Annotated in this window: 15 protein-coding genes; 6 read left to right on the top strand and 9 right to left on the bottom strand. The window is 65.1% G+C overall.

Annotated elements, in window-relative coordinates:
* Positions 1–189: 189 nt before the first annotated feature.
* The 7 genes from cobA to ASF00_RS07945 form a co-directional block, all read right to left on the bottom strand.
* Positions 190–1,008 carry a uroporphyrinogen-III C-methyltransferase gene (gene cobA, locus ASF00_RS07975; RefSeq protein ID WP_055876715.1) on the bottom strand — a complete coding sequence of 273 codons (819 nt, stop codon included), beginning with the start codon at positions 1,006–1,008 and terminating at the stop codon, positions 190–192.
* On the bottom strand, positions 998–3,592 hold the full coding sequence (locus ASF00_RS07970) for a nitrate reductase (protein WP_055876712.1): 2,595 nt from the start codon (positions 3,590–3,592) through the stop codon (positions 998–1,000). Before ASF00_RS07970 ends, cobA begins: the two co-directional genes overlap by 11 nt.
* A gap of 115 nt (positions 3,593–3,707) precedes the next feature.
* Complete coding sequence (nirD, locus tag ASF00_RS07965) at positions 3,708–4,046, bottom strand: nitrite reductase small subunit NirD (RefSeq protein ID WP_175518279.1); 339 nt, start codon at positions 4,044–4,046, stop codon at positions 3,708–3,710.
* Entirely contained in the window at positions 4,043–6,544 is a 2,502-nt protein-coding gene (gene nirB, locus ASF00_RS07960) for a nitrite reductase large subunit NirB (protein WP_055876709.1), read from the bottom strand. The genes nirD and nirB overlap by 4 nt, the downstream gene beginning before the upstream one ends.
* 38 nt (positions 6,545–6,582) lie before the next feature.
* Entirely contained in the window at positions 6,583–7,965 is a 1,383-nt protein-coding gene (locus ASF00_RS07955; protein ID WP_055876706.1) for an MFS transporter, read from the bottom strand.
* Positions 7,966–8,261: 296 nt separating this feature from the next.
* Positions 8,262–9,476, bottom strand: a complete 1,215-nt coding sequence (locus ASF00_RS07950; protein ID WP_055876703.1) for a CmpA/NrtA family ABC transporter substrate-binding protein — start codon at positions 9,474–9,476, stop codon at positions 8,262–8,264.
* On the bottom strand, positions 9,476–10,054 hold the full coding sequence (locus tag ASF00_RS07945; protein WP_055876699.1) for an ANTAR domain-containing response regulator: 579 nt from the start codon (positions 10,052–10,054) through the stop codon (positions 9,476–9,478). The genes ASF00_RS07950 and ASF00_RS07945 overlap by 1 nt, the downstream gene beginning before the upstream one ends.
* Between ASF00_RS07945 and ASF00_RS18390 the strand changes: the two genes are divergently transcribed.
* The gene (locus ASF00_RS18390; RefSeq protein ID WP_156348236.1) at positions 10,038–10,280 is read left to right on the top strand and encodes a hypothetical protein; all 243 of its coding nucleotides are present in this window, start codon (positions 10,038–10,040) and stop codon (positions 10,278–10,280) included. The genes ASF00_RS07945 and ASF00_RS18390 overlap by 17 nt on opposite strands.
* A 223-nt stretch (positions 10,281–10,503) precedes the next feature.
* A complete protein-coding gene (locus ASF00_RS18385) occupies positions 10,504–10,641 on the top strand; it encodes a hypothetical protein (RefSeq protein ID WP_156348235.1) in 138 nt (45 codons plus the stop codon).
* A 76-nt stretch (positions 10,642–10,717) separates the two neighbouring features.
* Here ASF00_RS18385 and ASF00_RS07940 read toward each other — a convergent pair whose 3' ends face one another.
* Positions 10,718–11,584, bottom strand: a complete 867-nt coding sequence (locus ASF00_RS07940) for a hypothetical protein (protein WP_055876696.1) — start codon at positions 11,582–11,584, stop codon at positions 10,718–10,720.
* 208 nt (positions 11,585–11,792) lie between these two features.
* Between ASF00_RS07940 and ASF00_RS07935 the strand changes: the two genes are divergently transcribed.
* The gene (locus tag ASF00_RS07935) at positions 11,793–12,455 is read left to right on the top strand and encodes a hypothetical protein (RefSeq protein WP_156348234.1); all 663 of its coding nucleotides are present in this window, start codon (positions 11,793–11,795) and stop codon (positions 12,453–12,455) included.
* 565 nt (positions 12,456–13,020) lie between these two features.
* On the opposite strand, the gene ASF00_RS07930 is transcribed toward ASF00_RS07935, so the two are convergent.
* Positions 13,021–15,123, bottom strand: coding sequence for a TonB-dependent siderophore receptor (locus ASF00_RS07930; RefSeq protein ID WP_055876687.1), 2,103 nt, complete (start codon positions 15,121–15,123; stop codon positions 13,021–13,023).
* A gap of 102 nt (positions 15,124–15,225) precedes the next feature.
* On the opposite strand from ASF00_RS07930, the gene ASF00_RS07925 reads away from it, so the two are divergent.
* The 3 genes from ASF00_RS07925 to ASF00_RS07920 are packed head-to-tail and all read left to right on the top strand — an operon-like array spanning position 15,226 to position 15,844.
* Positions 15,226–15,450 (top strand): hypothetical protein, encoded by a 225-nt coding sequence (locus ASF00_RS07925; protein WP_055876682.1) that lies wholly within the window; start codon positions 15,226–15,228, stop codon positions 15,448–15,450.
* Positions 15,447–15,569, top strand: coding sequence for a hypothetical protein (locus tag ASF00_RS19145; protein WP_268795091.1), 123 nt, complete (start codon positions 15,447–15,449; stop codon positions 15,567–15,569). The genes ASF00_RS07925 and ASF00_RS19145 overlap by 4 nt, the downstream gene beginning before the upstream one ends.
* Positions 15,566–15,844: a hypothetical protein gene (locus ASF00_RS07920; RefSeq protein ID WP_055876679.1), complete on the top strand. Its 279-nt coding sequence runs from the start codon at positions 15,566–15,568 to the stop codon at positions 15,842–15,844. The genes ASF00_RS19145 and ASF00_RS07920 overlap by 4 nt, the downstream gene beginning before the upstream one ends.
* Positions 15,845–16,107: the final 263 nt, after the last annotated feature.

Below are 16,107 nucleotides of genomic sequence, written 5' to 3'. Positions count from 1 at the left end.
TGCTGAACGAGCTGTCGGTTTCGGGCGGCGCCTGGCGGTCTCTGTGCAGCCGGAAGTGGGTCATTTGCTACCCAACCCGCCGGGAGCACGTACCCCAACCGCCTGCCGAGCAAGAAGCGCAGTACTACGCCGGCTCGTGGTAGATTCCCAATTCCGGAAGTGCCAGTCGCCAAGAGAGATCGTCAGTTCTCAGTGCAAACTGCCCTCGGGCAAGATTTGATCCGCACGAGCTACCACCGTCGATAGCAAGCCGGAATACCCTGTACGTTCGTCGCGGGCCGCGGCGACGGCTTCGCCGATCAGCAGCAGTGATGGATCGCTGTCGCTTATCGTATCGACCAGGAAGGCGAGCGCGGACAATCGGCCCCGGATGATGCGTTCACTTGGGAGAGACACGTTGACCGCGACCAGCACCGCTGTGTCGGGCGCCCGACCGGCTGAGATCAGGTTGCGCGCGATCTCGCCGGCAGCGGCGCGGCCCATGTAGATGGCGAGCGTGGCATCGGGTGCGGCGAGGGCGGTCCAGTCGAGGTCGAGCACTTCGCCGGCGCGGGCGTGCGCGGTGACGAAGGTGAGTTTGCGGGCGAGGCTACGGAGCGTCAGCGAGGCGCCGCCCGATGCTGCGGCGGCGCTAGCGGCGGTGATGCCGGGGCATATCTTCACCGCTATGCCGTTGGCCGCGAGATGCTCCATTTCCTCGGTCGAGCGGCCGAAGATCGAGGGATCGCCGCCCTTCAGGCGGACGACTCTCTTGCCGGCTTTCGCGGCGGTGGCGAGCAGGGCGTTGATCGATGCCTGGTCCTTCGAATGGCGGCCCGACCGCTTGCCGACGCCGACCTGCTCGGTGCCGGGGGGTATGAGCGCCAGGATTCCGGGGCCGACCAGCGCGTCGAAGAAGACTATGTCGGCGTCGGCGAGCAGTCGCTCTGCTTTTAGCGTCAGAAGGTCGGGATCGCCGGGCCCGGCACCGACCAGCCAGACCGAACCGGGTGGGAAATCATGCGACATGGGCTGATCCTTGCGTGACGAGGAGTTTGGCGAGGGCAGGGCGGCACGAACCACAATTGGTGCCGGCCTTCAGCGCAGCCCCGATCGCAGGTACGTCGGCGAGATGTTGGTCGGCGATCGCGGCGAGGATGATCTTCAGCCCGACGTCGAAGCATGCGCAGACGATCGGGCCACGGTCGACCTGCACGCCCGGCGCGCGCCCCGCGAGCAGGGTGGGCGCGACGACCGCCTCGCTCAGTTGCGCGACGAGCCAGTCTCGCGGCGGCAGCGTGCCGTCGCGGGTGACGAACAGCGCTGCCGTCAGCCTGCTGCCCTCCAATATCGCGACCCGACGCGATCCTCGCGCGGCATCGACGGCCTCGATTCGCTGGCCCTTGGGCAGCAGCGCGTCGAGTGCGGCGGCGTCGCCGTTGCCAGCCATGTCCCAAGCCGTTCCACCCGGTACCGCGACCCGCGTCGCCCAAAGGCAGTCCGGGCGGCTGGCCAGTTCGCCGCGCACGACGACGAAGCCGCGCCATTCGGTAGCCACGGCCTCGATCCGGACCGGGGTCGACTTGAAGCCCGGCTGACCCGAGACAGGGTCGGCGAGTGGGCGGGGAAGCAGCCCGGCACGGCCGCCGGTCGCGGTACGGTCGGTCCAGTGGATCGGCACGAACAACTCGCCGATCCGCTGCGTCGCGACGACGCTTGCGCGGAAGACGCTGTCGCCCTGTGGCGTCGTTACGCGCGCTAAACCGCCATCGACGATCCCCAGTCGCACCGCGTCGTCGGGGTGAATCTCGACCAGCGGTTCCTCGCGGTGGCGCGCGAGCTTGGGTGACAGGCCGGTGCGGGTCATCGTGTGCCACTGGTCGCGGTAGCGCCCGGTGTTGAGCGTCATCGGCCATCGGGCGAGCTGTGCGGCAACCGGCTTTTGCCCCACTGGCACTAGGCGGGCACGGCCATCGGGAGTCGAGAACCGGCCGTCCGCGAAGGGTGCGCCGCCCCAACGGAACGGCGTCATCGCATCGTATTCCGCATTGCCCTTGGCGGCATGACTGGGAAGCGCGAACAGCCGCGTGCCGTCGTTCTCATACGCCGATAGCCGGCAATGCTCGCGCCAGATCTCGGCCGGCCGGTCATAGGAGAACGCGGTCTTCCACCCCATTCGCCGCCCAACTTCAGCGATGATCCACCAATCCGGTTTCGCGTCGCCGGGCGCGGCCATGAACGCACGCTGGCGGCTGATCGTGCGATCGGAATTGGTGACGGTGCCGTCCTTCTCGCCCCATGCCGCGGCGGGCAGGCGGACGTGTGCGTGGACCGAGGTGTCGGTCGTCTCGATCACGTCCGATACGACGACGAACGGGCAGGCGGCCAGCGCCTCGCGCACACGGCCCGCGTCTGGCATCGACACCGCGGGGTTGGTCGCCATCACCCACAGCGCCTTGATCCGGCCGTTGCCGAGTTCGCGGAACAGGTCGACGGCCTTCAGCCCCGGCTTGGTCGCCATGTTGGGCGCGGCCCAGAACCGCGCGGCACGGGCGACGTTCGCGGGCGCGAAATCCATGTGCGCGGCGAGGCTCGACGCGAGCCCGCCTACCTCGCGCCCGCCCATCGCATTGGGCTGGCCGGTGATCGAGAAGGGGGCCGCACCCGGCTTGCCGATGCGGCCGGTGGCGAGGTGCAGGTTGGTGATCGTGTTGACCTGATCGGTGCCCGACAGCGACTGGTTCACGCCCTGGCTGAACATCGTCACGGTGCGCGGCGTCGCGGCGAACAGTTCGAAGAAGTGCCGGAGGTCCTGCGGCGGAACGTCACAGATGCGCGCCACCGACCACAGGTCGTTGCCCTCGCCGACCTGGTCCCAGAACGCATCGGGCGTTGCTACATGTGCGGCGAGATAGTCGTAGTCGACCACGCCCGCGTCACGGCACCAGGCGAGCAGGCCGTTCATCAGCGCGACGTCTGTGCCGGGCCGGATCGCGAGGTGCAGGTCGGCCTCGTCCGCGGTCTCAGTCCGGCGCGGGTCGATCACCACGAGCTTCGCGCCCGCGTCGCAGCGCGCGCGGATGCGTTGATAGACGATCGGATGGCACCAGGCGGTGTTCGATCCGACCAGCACGATCAGGTCTGCGACGTCGAGATCGTCGTAGCTCGCAGGCACGATGTCCTCGCCGAACGCGCGCATATGCCCGGCGACCGCGCTCGCCATGCAGAGCCGTGAATTGGTGTCGATGTTGGCCGATCCGATGAAACCCTTCATCAGCTTGTTCGCGACGTAATAGTCCTCGGTGAGCAGTTGCCCCGAAACGTAGAACGCGACGCTGTCCGGCCCGTGCTGCGCGATCGTGTCGCGGAAGCGTTTCGCGACGAGGTCGAGCGCCTTGTCCCAGGAGGCGCGGCGATGGCCGATCATCGGGGTGAGCAGGCGGCCTTCGAGTCCGATCGTCTCGCCGAGGTGGGTGCCCTTCGAACAGAGCTTGCCTGAGTTGGCGGGGTGATCGGGGTCGCCTTTGATGGTGGCGGACCGCTCGCCGGTCGGCGTGGCGAGGATACCGCAGCCGACACCGCAATACGCGCACGTCGTGCGAACGGCCGCCATTAGCCCTCTCCCCTTTGGGGAGAGGGTTGGGTGAAGGGTAGTTGGGAAACGCAGCACGCGCCCCGACCCCTCACCCCGGCCCTCTCCCCAGCGGGGAGAGGGAGCAGTAACGCCATCACGCGGCGGCTTTCATCGTCGAGGTGCGGCAGAGCAACACGCGACCCCCCGACACCTTCACCGGAATAACCGGCGTGCACCCCTTGTCCTCGCCCAGCGCCTCGCCCGTATCCAGCGCGATCCGCCAGTTGTGCAGCGGGCACGCCACCGCGCCGCCATGCACGATCCCCTGCGACAACCGCCCCCCCTTGTGCGGACAGCGATCGGCCAGCGCGAATACCTTGCCGTCGCCGGTGCGGAACACCGCGATGTCGTCGCCGCCGGTGACCTGGACCGTCCGGCTGCCGCGGACCGGGATCTCGTCGACCCAGCCGATATCGAGCCATTCGCCGATCATGCCATTTCCCTCGTCTGATCGATGGGCGTGAAGCGCGCCATCGGCGCATGCTGCTCCCGGTGCTCGCCCGCCGCGCGGGCCGCCCACGGATCGTCCTGCGTGAACTGCTGCGAGAACAGGAACCGTGCCGCCAACGCATCGCGGCCCTCCGGATCGTCGGCGATCCGTTCGCGGATATATTCCACGCCGATCCGCTCGATCCACGGTGCGGTGCGTTCCAGATAGCGCGCTTCCTCGCGGTACAATTGGATGAACGCGGCGCAGTAATGCATCGCCTCGTCTTCGGTCGCGACCTTGCACAGGAAGTCGGTCGCGCGGACCTTGATCCCGCCATTGCCGCCGACCGACAGCTCATACCCGCTGTCGACGCAGACCACGCCGAAATCCTTGATCGTCGCCTCGGCGCAATTTCGCGGGCAACCGCTGACCGCGATCTTGAACTTGTGCGGCATCCACGAGCCCCAGGTCATCCGCTCGACCTTCACGCCGAGCCCGGTCGAGTCCTGTGTCCCGAACCGGCACCAGTCGGAGCCGACGCAGGTCTTTACGGTGCGCAGCGACTTGCCGTACGCATGTCCGCTGACCATCCCGGCGGCGTTGAGATCGGCCCAGACCGCGGGCAGGTCCTCCTTCTTGATCCCGAAGATATCGAGCCGCTGGCCGCCCGTCACCTTGACCATCGGCGCATCGTATTTCTCGACGACGTCGGCGATCGCGCGCAGCTCGCGCGGGTTGGTGAGCCCGCCCCACATCCGCGGCACGACCGAATAGGTGCCGTCCTTCTGGATGTTCGCGTGCACGCGCTCGTTGACGTAGCGGCTCTGCTGGTCGTCCTTGTAGTCGCCCGGCAACGCGCAGAGCAGGTAGTAATTGAGCGCAGGCCGGCACGACGAACATCCGTCGGGGGTCGACCAGTTCATCTTCTGCATCACTTCGGGGATCGATCGCATGCCCTGCGTGACGATCTCGCGGCGGACGTCGTCGTGGCCGAAGCTGGTGCATTTGCACATCGTCTTGACCGAACGTTCGCCCGAATACTCGTCGCCCAGCGTGACCGCGAGCAGCGTCTCGACCAGTCCGGTGCAAGATCCGCACGACGCCGACGCCTTGCAGGTCGCGCGGACCGCGTCGAGCGTCGCGTTGCCGGCACCGATGCACGCCACGACCTTGCCCTTGGTGACGCCGTTGCAGCCGCAGATCTCCGCATCGTCGGAGAGCGCCGCAACGGCCGCCTTAGGGTCCGCAGTGCCTCCTCCCGAGGCGAAGGACTGGCCGAAGATCAGCATGTCGCGGATGGGGGCGATGTCTTCCGCCCGCTTGAGCAGGTCGAAATACCAGCCGCCGTCGGTCGTGTCGCCGTACAGCACTGCGCCGACGATCCGGTCGTCCTTGACCACGACGCGCTTGTAGATGCCGCGCGAGGCATCGCGCAGGACGATGTCCTCCGCGCCTGCACCGCCCGAGAAATCGCCCGCCGAGAATACGTCGAGCCCGGCGACCTTCAACTTGGTCGAGGTCACCGATCCGCGATAGCCGGTGTGGCTGTCGGTCAGCCCATCGGCGAGCGCGCGGCACATGTCCCACAGCGGCGCGACGAGGCCGTAGACGTTACCGTCATGCTCGACGCATTCGCCGACCGCGAGGATCGACGGGTCGCTGGTGACCATGTGGTCGTCGACCTTGATCCCGCGGCCGATCTCCAGCCCGGCGTCGCGCGCGAGGGCGACGGAGGGGCGGATGCCGACCGCCATGACGACGAGGCTCGCGGGGATCAGCGTGCCGTCTTTCAGCAGCACGCCCTCGACGTGGGTATCGCCGACGATCTCGGCGGTGTTCGCCTCGGTGAGGATGACCTGACCGCGCGATTCCAGCGCCGACTTAAGCAACCACCCCGCCGCCTCGTCGAGCTGCCGCTCCATCAGCGTCGGCATCAGGTGGATCACCGTGACCCTCATCCCGCGCAGCGTGAGCCCGTGTGCGGCCTCCAGCCCGAGCAGCCCGCCGCCGATGACGACCGCCGCTCCACCCTTGCCCGCAGCCTCCAGCATGTGGTCGACGTCCGCCATGTCGCGGAACGAGATCACGCCGGGCAGGTCCTTGCCGGGGACGGGGATGATGAACGGATCGGAGCCGGTCGCGATCAGCAGCCGGTCGTACGATACCGTCAGCCCCGACCGTGCGGTCACGGTCTTTGCGGCGCGGTCGATCGCCTGCACCGGGTCGCTCGTCACCAGCTCTATGGTGTTGGTCGCGTACCAGGCGTGATCGTTGATGACGATCTGCTCGAACGTCTTCTCACCCGCCAGCACCGGCGACAGCATGATGCGGTTGTAGTTCACGTGCGGCTCGGCCCCGAAGATCGTCACGCGGTACCGGGTCGGATCGCGCGCGATCAGTTCCTCGACCGCGCGACAGCCGGCCATGCCGTTGCCGATCACGACGAGGTGCTCGCGCCTCTTGGAAAAGGCGGTGTCGGGGAAGGGGGTTTGGTGTTCCATCAGATCGTCCAGTCGGGTTGGAGCCGGGGAAGGGAGGGTCATGCGGGGAGCGCGCCGTTGACCGAGCGGTCGCTGGTGCGGCGTGCGTCGAGCGCCGCGTCGAGCAGCGCGCGCTCGTCCGATTTGTGCGTGGCGGAGAAGCGGACGGCGAGCGCGCAGACCGCGGTGCCTGCGACGACGTAGCCGAGCACGATGAGACATTGCTGCGGGGTGGCCGACGCCTTGTTGAGGAACCCCGCCGCGACCGCGCCGATGTTGCCGCCCGCGCCGATCAGCCCGGCGACACCGCCCAGCGCCTTGCGGTCGATGAACGGCACCAGCGCATAGGTCGCGCCGCACGCCATGTGCGTGAACAGCCCGAATATCGTCATCGCCAGGATCGCGAGCGTGACGCTGCCGGCATGACCGAACAGCACCAGTCCGCCGCCTTCGCCGAGCATCAGCGCGAACAACAGCAACGCGCGGCCATCGAGGCCCTTCACGAGCGCGATCCGATCGCTGGCGATTCCCCCGAGCGCACGGGCGAACAGCGCGAGACCACCGAAGATCCCGGCGGCGAGGCCCGCATTGGTCAGTGAAAGGCCGAACCGGTCGACGTAATAACTTGCGGCAATATTATGAATGAAGATCTCGACCCCGAAGCACGCGCCATAGGTCGCAGCCAGCATCCAGGTGCGGTAATTGGCGGCGGCGCGGCGGAAGATCGCCATGCCCGTTGCCTTGCCGCCGTCGAGTTCGATGCCCGCCGCGCGGAGGTCGACGATGTCGCCCTGCGGCGTGTCCTGCGTGTAGCGCGCATAGACCAACGCCATCGCGAGCATCGCTAGCCCCGGCACGAACATCGCCGCACGCCAGCCGAACGCGTGCTCGACGCCGAGCCCGACGAGCGCCGCGACGACCAGCGGCATCAGGCTCTGCGCCGCGCCGCCGCCGGCATTGCCCCAGCCGCCGACGGTCGCGTTGGCGGTGCCGACGACGTTGGGCGCGAACATCACGCTGGTATGATATTGCGTGATCACGAACGACGCGCCGATCGCGCCGATCGCGAGGCGGAAGAACAGGAACGTCTCGTAGGTCTGAGCGAACGCCAGCCCGAACACCGGGACCGTGCCGAGCAGCAGCAGCCACGTATAGGTGCGCCGGGGGCCGAACCGGTCGCAGAGCGGTCCGACCACCAGCCGCACCAGGATCGTCACCGCGACCGCGGCGATGTTGATGTTGGCGATCTGATCCTTGCTCAAGCCGAACTCGGCCTTGATCAGCGGCATCAACGGCGCGGCGGCGAACCACGCGAAGAAGCACACGAAGAACGCTAGCCACGTGACGTGGAACGCGCGCATCTGCGGCGTGGCGGCGCTGAACAGGTCGATCCTGGTAGCCTTGGGTGCGGCGGTGTCGATACCCGGTGATGCGAACAACATGGTCGGCCCTCCATCTGCGGCGGACAAAGAAAAAGCCGCCCCGACGGCGACCTTGCGGACGCATCGGAGCGGCTTCGTTGCCTATGGACGATCGGTGGATCGCCCTACGCGGTCAGGTCCCGTCGTTGGAACCGGTCTCGCGATGATTTCGTGTCCGGCTCCCTTGCCGGACGGTGCGAAGATGACCGAAGTGGCCGTATCGCGCAAGCGTCATTTCGCGGGTGCAGCAGATTTGGGTTTGGCTGGGCGATTGGCCGCTAAAACTCCCCTCCCTTCCAGGGAGGGGAGAAGAGAGTTCAGGGCAAGCCGGCCAGATACCCCTCGATATCATCCGGATCGAACGCCCGCCGATCGAAAAACGCATCGCGCCCGAGGATCAACCGCCCCTGCGTCGATCCCGCCCCAATGCTGTCAGCGCCGATAGCCCCTTCGAGCTTCGAACTGGCATTCGGCAAAGGCGCGCCCGACCCGGCCAGCGCAGCGCGATAAATGTCTGGCCTGAACACACCTTGCGCGACGTCCGCCTCCTCGGCCGAGAAGGGCGTACCGTCCCACCGCACCATCTGCGAGTACAGCCATGCCGCCTGACTGCGCCACGGGAAGTTCGCCGCCTCGCGGTACTGGAACATGAAATCGGGAACGTGGATCGGCACCGCGTCCTTCACCAGCCGCACCCGGTCGCCGATCGCCCGTGACACCGCATCGACCGGGGCATCAAGATACTCCGCGCGAGCAAGTATCGCCGCATTCTCCTCGAGCGTATCCGGATCGATGAACTGCGCAGCCGCAGCGTGCAGCGCCCGGATCAGCCGGTGGACGACGTCGCCACGCTCGGCCAGCGTCGCCGCGCGCATTGCCAGCACCTTCTCGACGCCACGCTGCCAGACCTGCGCCGTTACCAACGCGATCCGCCCGACGCCGCGATCGACCGCGACGCCATTCCAAGGCTCGCCGACGCAGATGCCGTCTACCTCGCCCGCCGCCAGCGCATCGGCGGCGAAGGTCGGGCTGGTCGTAACGATCTCGACGTCGGTATCCGGGCGGATGCCGACCGCCGCGAGCCAGTAGCGCAGCATGTAGTTATGGCTCGAATAGCGATGCACTACGCCGAACCGCAGCCGCCGCCCGGCCGCTGCGCGCTTGGCCGCGACCGCCTTAAGCCGCGCACCCAACACGATCGGATCACCCAGCGCATCCCCATCCATCACCTGCGCAGCGAGCGGCAACGACAGCGTGATCGCGTTGCCGTTGAGCCCCAGCACGAACGGTACCGCCATCGTCACCGCCGGCCGCCCACGCCCGAGCGCGGTCGCGATCGCCAGCGGTGCGACCATGTGTGCGGCATCGGTATGGCCGTAGAGTAGCCGATCTCGCACCGTCGCCCAGGTCATGTCGCGGACGAGTTCGATCTCCAGCCCCTCGGCCTCCGCGAAGCCGCGTTCGCGCGCGAGGATCGGCAGCGCGGCATCGACCAGCGGCAGGAAACCGATGCGGACCCGGTCGAGCGCCATCACAAATCTCCCATGAGCGCGTCGCTGGTGATGATAGCGTCGGCGATCTCGGCGATCCTGCGGTTGGATCGCATCGCCTGCGCGCGAAGCAGGCCATACGCGGTCGGCTCGTCGATACCGCGGCGCTTCATCAAGATCGCCTTGGCACGGTCGACGGTGGTGCGATCGGCGAGCGCGCTGCGGGCTTCGTGCAGTTCGGCCTGCAACCGCGCGAACGCCTGGAACCGGCGGATCGCGAGGTCGATGACCGGCTTGATCCGCTGCTTGGCGAGCCCGTCGACAATGTAGGCGGACACGCCTGCATCGACCGCTGCGTTCGTGGACTCCGCATCGCTCTGGTCGACAAACATCGCGATCGGTCGGGCGAGGGCGCGCGATACGGCAAAGAACTCCTCGAGCACGTCGCGACTTGGATTTTCGAGGTTGATCAGCACTACTTCGGGCGCTGCCTTCTCCAAAGCCGCGACCATCCCGAGCATGCCGTCGATAACGACGATATCGTCGAGTCCGGCCTCACGCAGGCCTTCCGAAATGATCGCAGCACGCGTCGTGCTCGTGTCGATGATCGCGATCCTCATCACGCAGTCTTATGCTGCACCGATCCTCATGGCGAGGGCACATCGAACGCATCGCCATGTCGTCAAGCATGTCCTGACGCAGCGGGGTAACGGACTGTTCGGTGGCTTAAGCGCGATGCCTCCCGATTGCGGCGGCGTAGCCGCCTTCCCACAATCCAATCTTTATGGAAAAGGCGGCGACGACTTAATGTCAGCTATCGCTGTTGCCTTAGCGGATGTGGACTGACCGCTTTTCTGTCGAAATCGTACTAAAATAGCTACCCGCACAGATACGAATGAGTGTCTGAAGTTGGGGAGCTGCGGACGTAGCGCGAATGTCCGGGTATGGGTCTGGCCGTACGCAGCAAGTGAAGGGTACGTTCGCCCACTTGCGGACATTCATACCCTCTATCGAATTTCCCGATTGCTGCCGTTCGTCAATGCGGTAGGCTCAGTCGATGGAGATGTTCATGACATTCATCGCGGAAGATGTTGTCGGTTGGGTCGATGATCGGTTCGGTCGAGCAGCCACATGGATCGTTAGCATCCTTGCCGTTCTAGCGCTAACTGTCGGGGCAATTACCCTTGCCGTCTATCTGATGGGTTGATGTCGATATCGCCCAAACCCGGTCGTCCACGCTGGCGATCGGGGCGACCAATACCGGCCATTCGTTAAGCGCTACTCTAGAAGCGGCGCGGTTCGTGCCCGATCATGTCGCACGTGCCTCGAAATCCATAGTTGCTCATGCCCTCGACCGTGACTCGGCCGCTGCGCCGGTCGATCGTAAGCCGTGGCTTGTTCAGCCCGTTCAGGCGGTAACTGGCCCGGATCGTATCGGGGGTCACAGATACGTCGCGCAAGTCCCACCATCCCTGATCGCCACGCGAATTGATCGGCGGGATCAGCGACTTGGGTAGCCGAATACGTCCACCCCCTGGCCAAGTCTGGATCGTGAGCGAGGCATCGAAGACCTCCCGTCTGGTTTCGGTATAATTGCCGGACTCATAGCGATCACGATCATGGTTCCAATTCCATGTCGTACCGCTGGCGAAACCGGTTTTCGACCCGTCGCCAAAACAGACGAGCCCCAGCTCCACGTTCCTTCCATCGACTATCGGCCCACCCGATGGATAGCCGGCCTGGCCGCCACCGGGGGCCGTTGGCGCGCGTCCATATGCCGGATCGGGGTCATAGTCGGGCCGTGGCCGGGACGCAGGCGGACCACCATAGTTGGGGTTGGGACGAAGGCTCGCCGGCTTCCTGCAATCCGGCGGCGTGGTCGGCTGGACGGAATTGTAACGGCCTTCCATCGTAGCGATGCTGACGCACTGGCGGCGATCGGCGTTCCACCAATAGGTATAGGCGCGATCGTCACCCTGCTCACCGCGAATGTTGACGTAGCCACGCCGCTGCAGCTCCATCTCGCCCTGGCCGGCACGCGCGCCGACCATGTCCTCGAGACCCGTGGATTGCGCATCGGCAACCGCCGGCAATACTGTTACCAAAAGCAGTGCGGTCGTGATCTGCGACAGGTGTGCTGGATAACGCATGGCGACTCTCCCGTTGGCTCGAAACTACCTCTCCATCAATGCAGGGAGTTTATGGAATCGGGACGACGGCGTCCATCACTGTCAATGCATCTCAAACACTTATTCCCGCCGCGGGCTCCGCTGTGGGCGACCTTCAGAAACTCAACGATAACGACTAGCGAACCGTTGCGATCAAGGTCCGTATCGCACATCATGCGATATGGACTTTATGAAGTGGCTAAATTCGCTCGATGAACTCCTATACGAGGTCATGAGCTGGGTGATCTTCTTCCCCCTGACGCTTTGGCAGGCTCTGTTGCGACCGATCGATACGATGAAGGAGATCGAGCGCGAAGCGGCGCTTCCTGACGACGAACGATACGCGTCGGTGCTCAGCCCACCCCTTTTTTTGGCTCTAACGCTGTTGCTGGGCCACACCGTCGCGACGGCGCTGGGCCAGACCGACACGATTATCGCAAATCATCACGGCCTCGCTGACCTGGTCAACGACAATGCAAGCGCTCTTGTTCTGCGCGTCGTCGTCTTCGCTGGCTTCCCACTTTTTCTGGCAGCGCGCATGGTGCGCCAGCGGCATATCAAGCTTGATCGCGGTTCTCTGCAGCAGCCATTCTACGAGCAATGTTATCCGGCCGCAGTTTTTGCTCTCGGCTTGAGTGTCGGCAGCAGCTTTGGTGCCGACCATCACGAAGTGACGCGTATGGTAGGCCATTGGCTCGTCGGATTGAGCATCGTGAATTTCTGGATCGTAGAAACGCGATGGTTCGCACAGGCGCTGAGCATCAACCTATTGCGTGCCGCAGGAAACGTCTGTGTGGGGCTGCTAGAAGGTGCCACGTTCCTGTTCGGGGTAGGATTTTTATTCACTCGATGATCCCCGTTTCTCGATCCTTTCGAAAAGACGCCAGAGCCCCACATGTCGGCTATCGCCACCCCCTTCCCGAAAGCGGACGGTCGCCTTTCCTTCCCTTCGCGAGCGGAAAGCCGGGCTTCAACATCGGTCATTCGCAAAGATGAACCAGCGTCCAAAGTCGGGAAGCGAGGGAAGGGGCGTCAACGTCCGATTCTGGGAAGCGGGGGAGAGGGCGGGAATGGCCGACTATGGGTCTTGGCGATCGCGGCGGCTTCCGACCACTTCAAGCCATCGCTGCGTTAGCCGGCGAACGGCTGCTCCTGACAGATTCTTCCGTTCGCGTGGCACAAACCGGACAGGCAGAACGGGTCCGAACTGGCCGCTTGCGACGTTCTCGACCGTCCCTGAATGCGGTCCTCCGTACAAATCGGTTAAAGTCACCGATGGGTAAGCTGAAACGAACAGGGCCCAATTGACCGTGATGCGCTGGTAGTCCGGTTGGTTCTACCGCAGGAAGAACCAACCGGGGTGGCGTTGGCCACGCGGGCATCCATGCCGCCGAGCAGTGATGCCAAGCCGTCGCCCGCTAGAACCGAAAGCCCAGCGTTACCATAACGTTGCGCGGGGCGGCCATGAAGCAGTCGCCACGCGCGAGGCAGGAGGCGAAACCACGGTTATCCAGCAGGTTGGTCGCGTTGATCGCCAGGCGCCATTTGTCCCAGCTGATCTCCGCGAGCGCGTCGACCGTCGTGCGCGACGGGGTGACGACCGTGTACAACGTGCCGGGAGCGATTGCGGCGTTCAGACCGTAGGGATCGAGCGTCCCGGTCGACTTGCTCTCCCCGCTATACACCACGCCTGCGCCGAGCCTCAGCTGCGGTTCGCTGGTGTCGCCGAAGGTCTTTGTCGACCAAATCGACGCGGTGTGCCGCGGCATATAGTCGAGACTGGTGTTTACCTCGGAATCGAGCTGGCTGTAGCCATAGTTCAGCAGCAGCTCGAAATTGCCCGGCAGGACGCGGCTCGCCTCAAACTCGACGCCTTTGGTGGACAATTCGCCGGACTGGGTCGTTACGTTGTTCGCCAGATAGAGGACGCGGTTGCGCTCCTTAATCTTGAAACCGGTCACGGTTACCAGCGTCCGGAGATCGGGCTGCCACTTCAGCCCGGCCTCATATTGCGTGCCCATCTGCGGCTTGAAGGGGGCGGTCGGGACGCCACCGGGCCCGGTCAGCCGGCCGGCGATCGGCAGGAAGCTTTCGGTGTAGCTGAAGAAGGGCGAGAAGCCGGCGCCGACCTCGCCGATGATGCCGGCGCGGAAGGTGGTGGCATTGTCCTCCTGGCCCGAGGAGTTGGTCACATGGTCGCGGCGGGCGCCGACGATCACCGAGACGCGGTCGAAGAAGCGGATCTGGTCCTGGAGATAGACGCCGAGCTGCTTCTGCGAATCATAGGCGAACGGGCCGCCGGGGTCGTAGGTCTGCAGCGCATCATAATCGATGTCGTAGAGATCGACCGTCTCCAGCGCCGTGGTCGCGAACCGCTTGCCGACCTTGTTCCAGCTATAGTCGAGACCAGCCAGCAGCGTGTGCTCGATCTCCGCGCCGGTGTTGAATTTGAACTGGACGTTGTTGTCGGTCGAGAAGACGTTCATTCGCGCATCGCTGGCTTCGGCGTACAGCCCGATGGTGCGGCCATCGGTGCCGTAGACTGCGAACGGATTGGTCGGGTTGGTATAGCTGTCAGCGTAATGGGTGAAATATTCGAGGTCGCTGTCGATGTATCGTGCCTTCAGGCTGATACGAAGAGTGTCCGAGAAGCGGTGGATCAGCGTTCCGCCACCCTGGAGCGAGCGGCCGGCATAGCGGTCCCAGCCGGCCTTGCCGACGAAGGTGTAGGGATCGAGCCGCCCGCCCGGATTGTCGGGATTGGGCGCGAAGGTGCCGACGATCGGCAGGAACTGCGAGGTCGAGCCGGTGTCGTCCTTCTGGTACAGGCCGGTCAGGATCAGGTCGGTATCCGGCGTCGGCTGCCAGCGGATCGACGGCGCGAACATCACGCGGTCGTCGGGAACATGATCGATGAAGGTGTCGGAATCGCGCACGCGGCCGACCGCACGGATCGCCAGCGTGTCGCTGAGCGCCAGGTTGACATCCCCTAGCGCCTCCTTGCGGTCATAGCTGCCATAGACGAGGTTCAGCTCGCCGCCGGTGCGGAACTCGGGCGTCTTGGAGACGAGGTTGACGAGACCGCCGATCGAGCCCTGGCCGAACAGCACCGATGCCGGGCCGCGTACGATCTCGACCCGCGAGAAATTATACGGGTCCGAGGGGATGCTGGCATAATAGGAGAAGATGTCGCGCATGCCGTCGCGGAACTGCAGCGCGCTGATGCCGCGCACGTTGAAGCCGTCGACTCGCGTATCGCGGCCATAGGGATTGGCGAGGACGCCGGCGGCGTACTTTACCGTGTCGCTGATGTTGATCGCGCCCTGCGACAGATACTGGTCCGCCGTGATGACGGTTAGCGGCTGCGGCAGCTCGATCAGCGGGGTTTCGGTCTTCGTGCCGGCGATGGTGCCGGTCACCACGATTTCGTTATCCGGCGCTACCGGCTCCGCATCCTGCGCCCAGGCCTCAGAACTGGCCAGCACGCCCGCCATACCGGCCACAACGATCAACTTCCCCATATTCCGCCCCTTCGTCTCGTTCCAGTTCGATTGTGGGCGCTCCTATATCGTTGCGACAGATTATCAATAGCATTAAGCTTGCCAGTATAATTCGCTGCATTTATGCGGTCCTTCGTGGCGACCGCGGCGGTCTATTGGACCATGACGGCGTTCCTTATCGCCGCGGGCGCCGCGATCCTTGCGGGCGCCGTGGCGCGCAGCAACGCCGTGTTGACCACCATGCTCAAGGTCGCGACGGGCGGCGTCATGCTCACGCTGCCGCTGCTGCGCTTGTTCGCCGCCGGCGGCCCTGGCTGGGCTGAGGCGATCGCGCCGGCCAGCCGGTGATTGCGGCGCTCGACCTCGCGTTCGTGATCGGTGGCGCATGGCTGGTCCGCGACTGCCGGACGATGTGGCCGCGTGCGTCGCGGGGATACGGGCTGATCCTGGACCCGGTCGAGGCATGACGATCGCTGTCGCGCTGGGCGCATTGCTGCTCTCGGCGTTTCCGGTGATCCTGTTGTGCATCGGCGATCCGAAGCGGCGGCGCGCCACCGGCGACCGTGACCGGGCCGCGAGCCAGCCACGCGCGATGTTGGTCGCCGCAGCGTGCGTTCCCGGCTTCGCCTGCGCGTTGCTCGGCGACAGCGCTGCCTTCATGGTGTGGCTGGGTGGGATCGGGCTTTTGGGTTGGGCCGCAGCAGCCAGTGCTGCTGCGCGAACTCAGGACCGAACAGATTAGCTGCGGCTGAGCCAGCTTGCTGCGGACTTGAGCGGCCATTCCGTTCTCAGTCCAGAATCAGGCATTCGCAGTCAGAACCATTCGCAATCAGTAATGTCCAATCCCATCGCGAGCTGCGGTTCCGCCGGGACGCGTGAGCAACCGCTTTGCTCCACTTCCTCCTGTAAAGCGCCGCTTGTCGACGCGTATAGCCGATATGAACAGATGTCCGGAACTGGGAGGCGCGAAATCTCGGCTGAGCGTCCGGAACTGGGTCTTTGATT

The sequence above is a fragment of the Sphingomonas sp. Leaf34 genome, assembly GCF_001421805.1.
Classification (GTDB): domain Bacteria; phylum Pseudomonadota; class Alphaproteobacteria; order Sphingomonadales; family Sphingomonadaceae; genus Sphingomonas.
This window is presented reverse-complemented; position numbering and strand designations above follow the sequence as displayed.

Bases quoted from the DNA above. Each gene is read 5' to 3' on its own strand.
- ASF00_RS07930 (WP_055876687.1), bottom strand. From the start codon at position 15,123: ATGGGGAAGTTGATCGTTGTGGCCGGTATGGCGGGCGTGCTGGCCAGT.
- nirB (WP_055876709.1), bottom strand. From the start codon at position 6,544: ATGGAACACCAAACCCCCTTCCCCGACACCGCCTTTTCCAAGAGGCGC.
- ASF00_RS07945 (WP_055876699.1), bottom strand. From the start codon at position 10,054: ATGAGGATCGCGATCATCGACACGAGCACGACGCGTGCTGCGATCATT.
- ASF00_RS18390 (WP_156348236.1), top strand. From the start codon at position 10,038: ATGATCGCGATCCTCATCACGCAGTCTTATGCTGCACCGATCCTCATG.
- ASF00_RS07955 (WP_055876706.1), bottom strand. From the start codon at position 7,965: ATGTTGTTCGCATCACCGGGTATCGACACCGCCGCACCCAAGGCTACC.
- ASF00_RS07920 (WP_055876679.1), top strand. From the start codon at position 15,566: ATGACGATCGCTGTCGCGCTGGGCGCATTGCTGCTCTCGGCGTTTCCG.
- ASF00_RS18385 (WP_156348235.1), top strand. From the start codon at position 10,504: ATGACATTCATCGCGGAAGATGTTGTCGGTTGGGTCGATGATCGGTTC.
- ASF00_RS07970 (WP_055876712.1), bottom strand. From the start codon at position 3,592: ATGGCGGCCGTTCGCACGACGTGCGCGTATTGCGGTGTCGGCTGCGGT.
- ASF00_RS07950 (WP_055876703.1), bottom strand. From the start codon at position 9,476: ATGGCGCTCGACCGGGTCCGCATCGGTTTCCTGCCGCTGGTCGATGCC.
- ASF00_RS07935 (WP_156348234.1), top strand. From the start codon at position 11,793: ATGAAGTGGCTAAATTCGCTCGATGAACTCCTATACGAGGTCATGAGC.
- ASF00_RS07940 (WP_055876696.1), bottom strand. From the start codon at position 11,584: ATGCGTTATCCAGCACACCTGTCGCAGATCACGACCGCACTGCTTTTG.
- ASF00_RS07925 (WP_055876682.1), top strand. From the start codon at position 15,226: ATGCGGTCCTTCGTGGCGACCGCGGCGGTCTATTGGACCATGACGGCG.
- nirD (WP_175518279.1), bottom strand. From the start codon at position 4,046: ATGATCGGCGAATGGCTCGATATCGGCTGGGTCGACGAGATCCCGGTC.
- cobA (WP_055876715.1), bottom strand. From the start codon at position 1,008: ATGTCGCATGATTTCCCACCCGGTTCGGTCTGGCTGGTCGGTGCCGGG.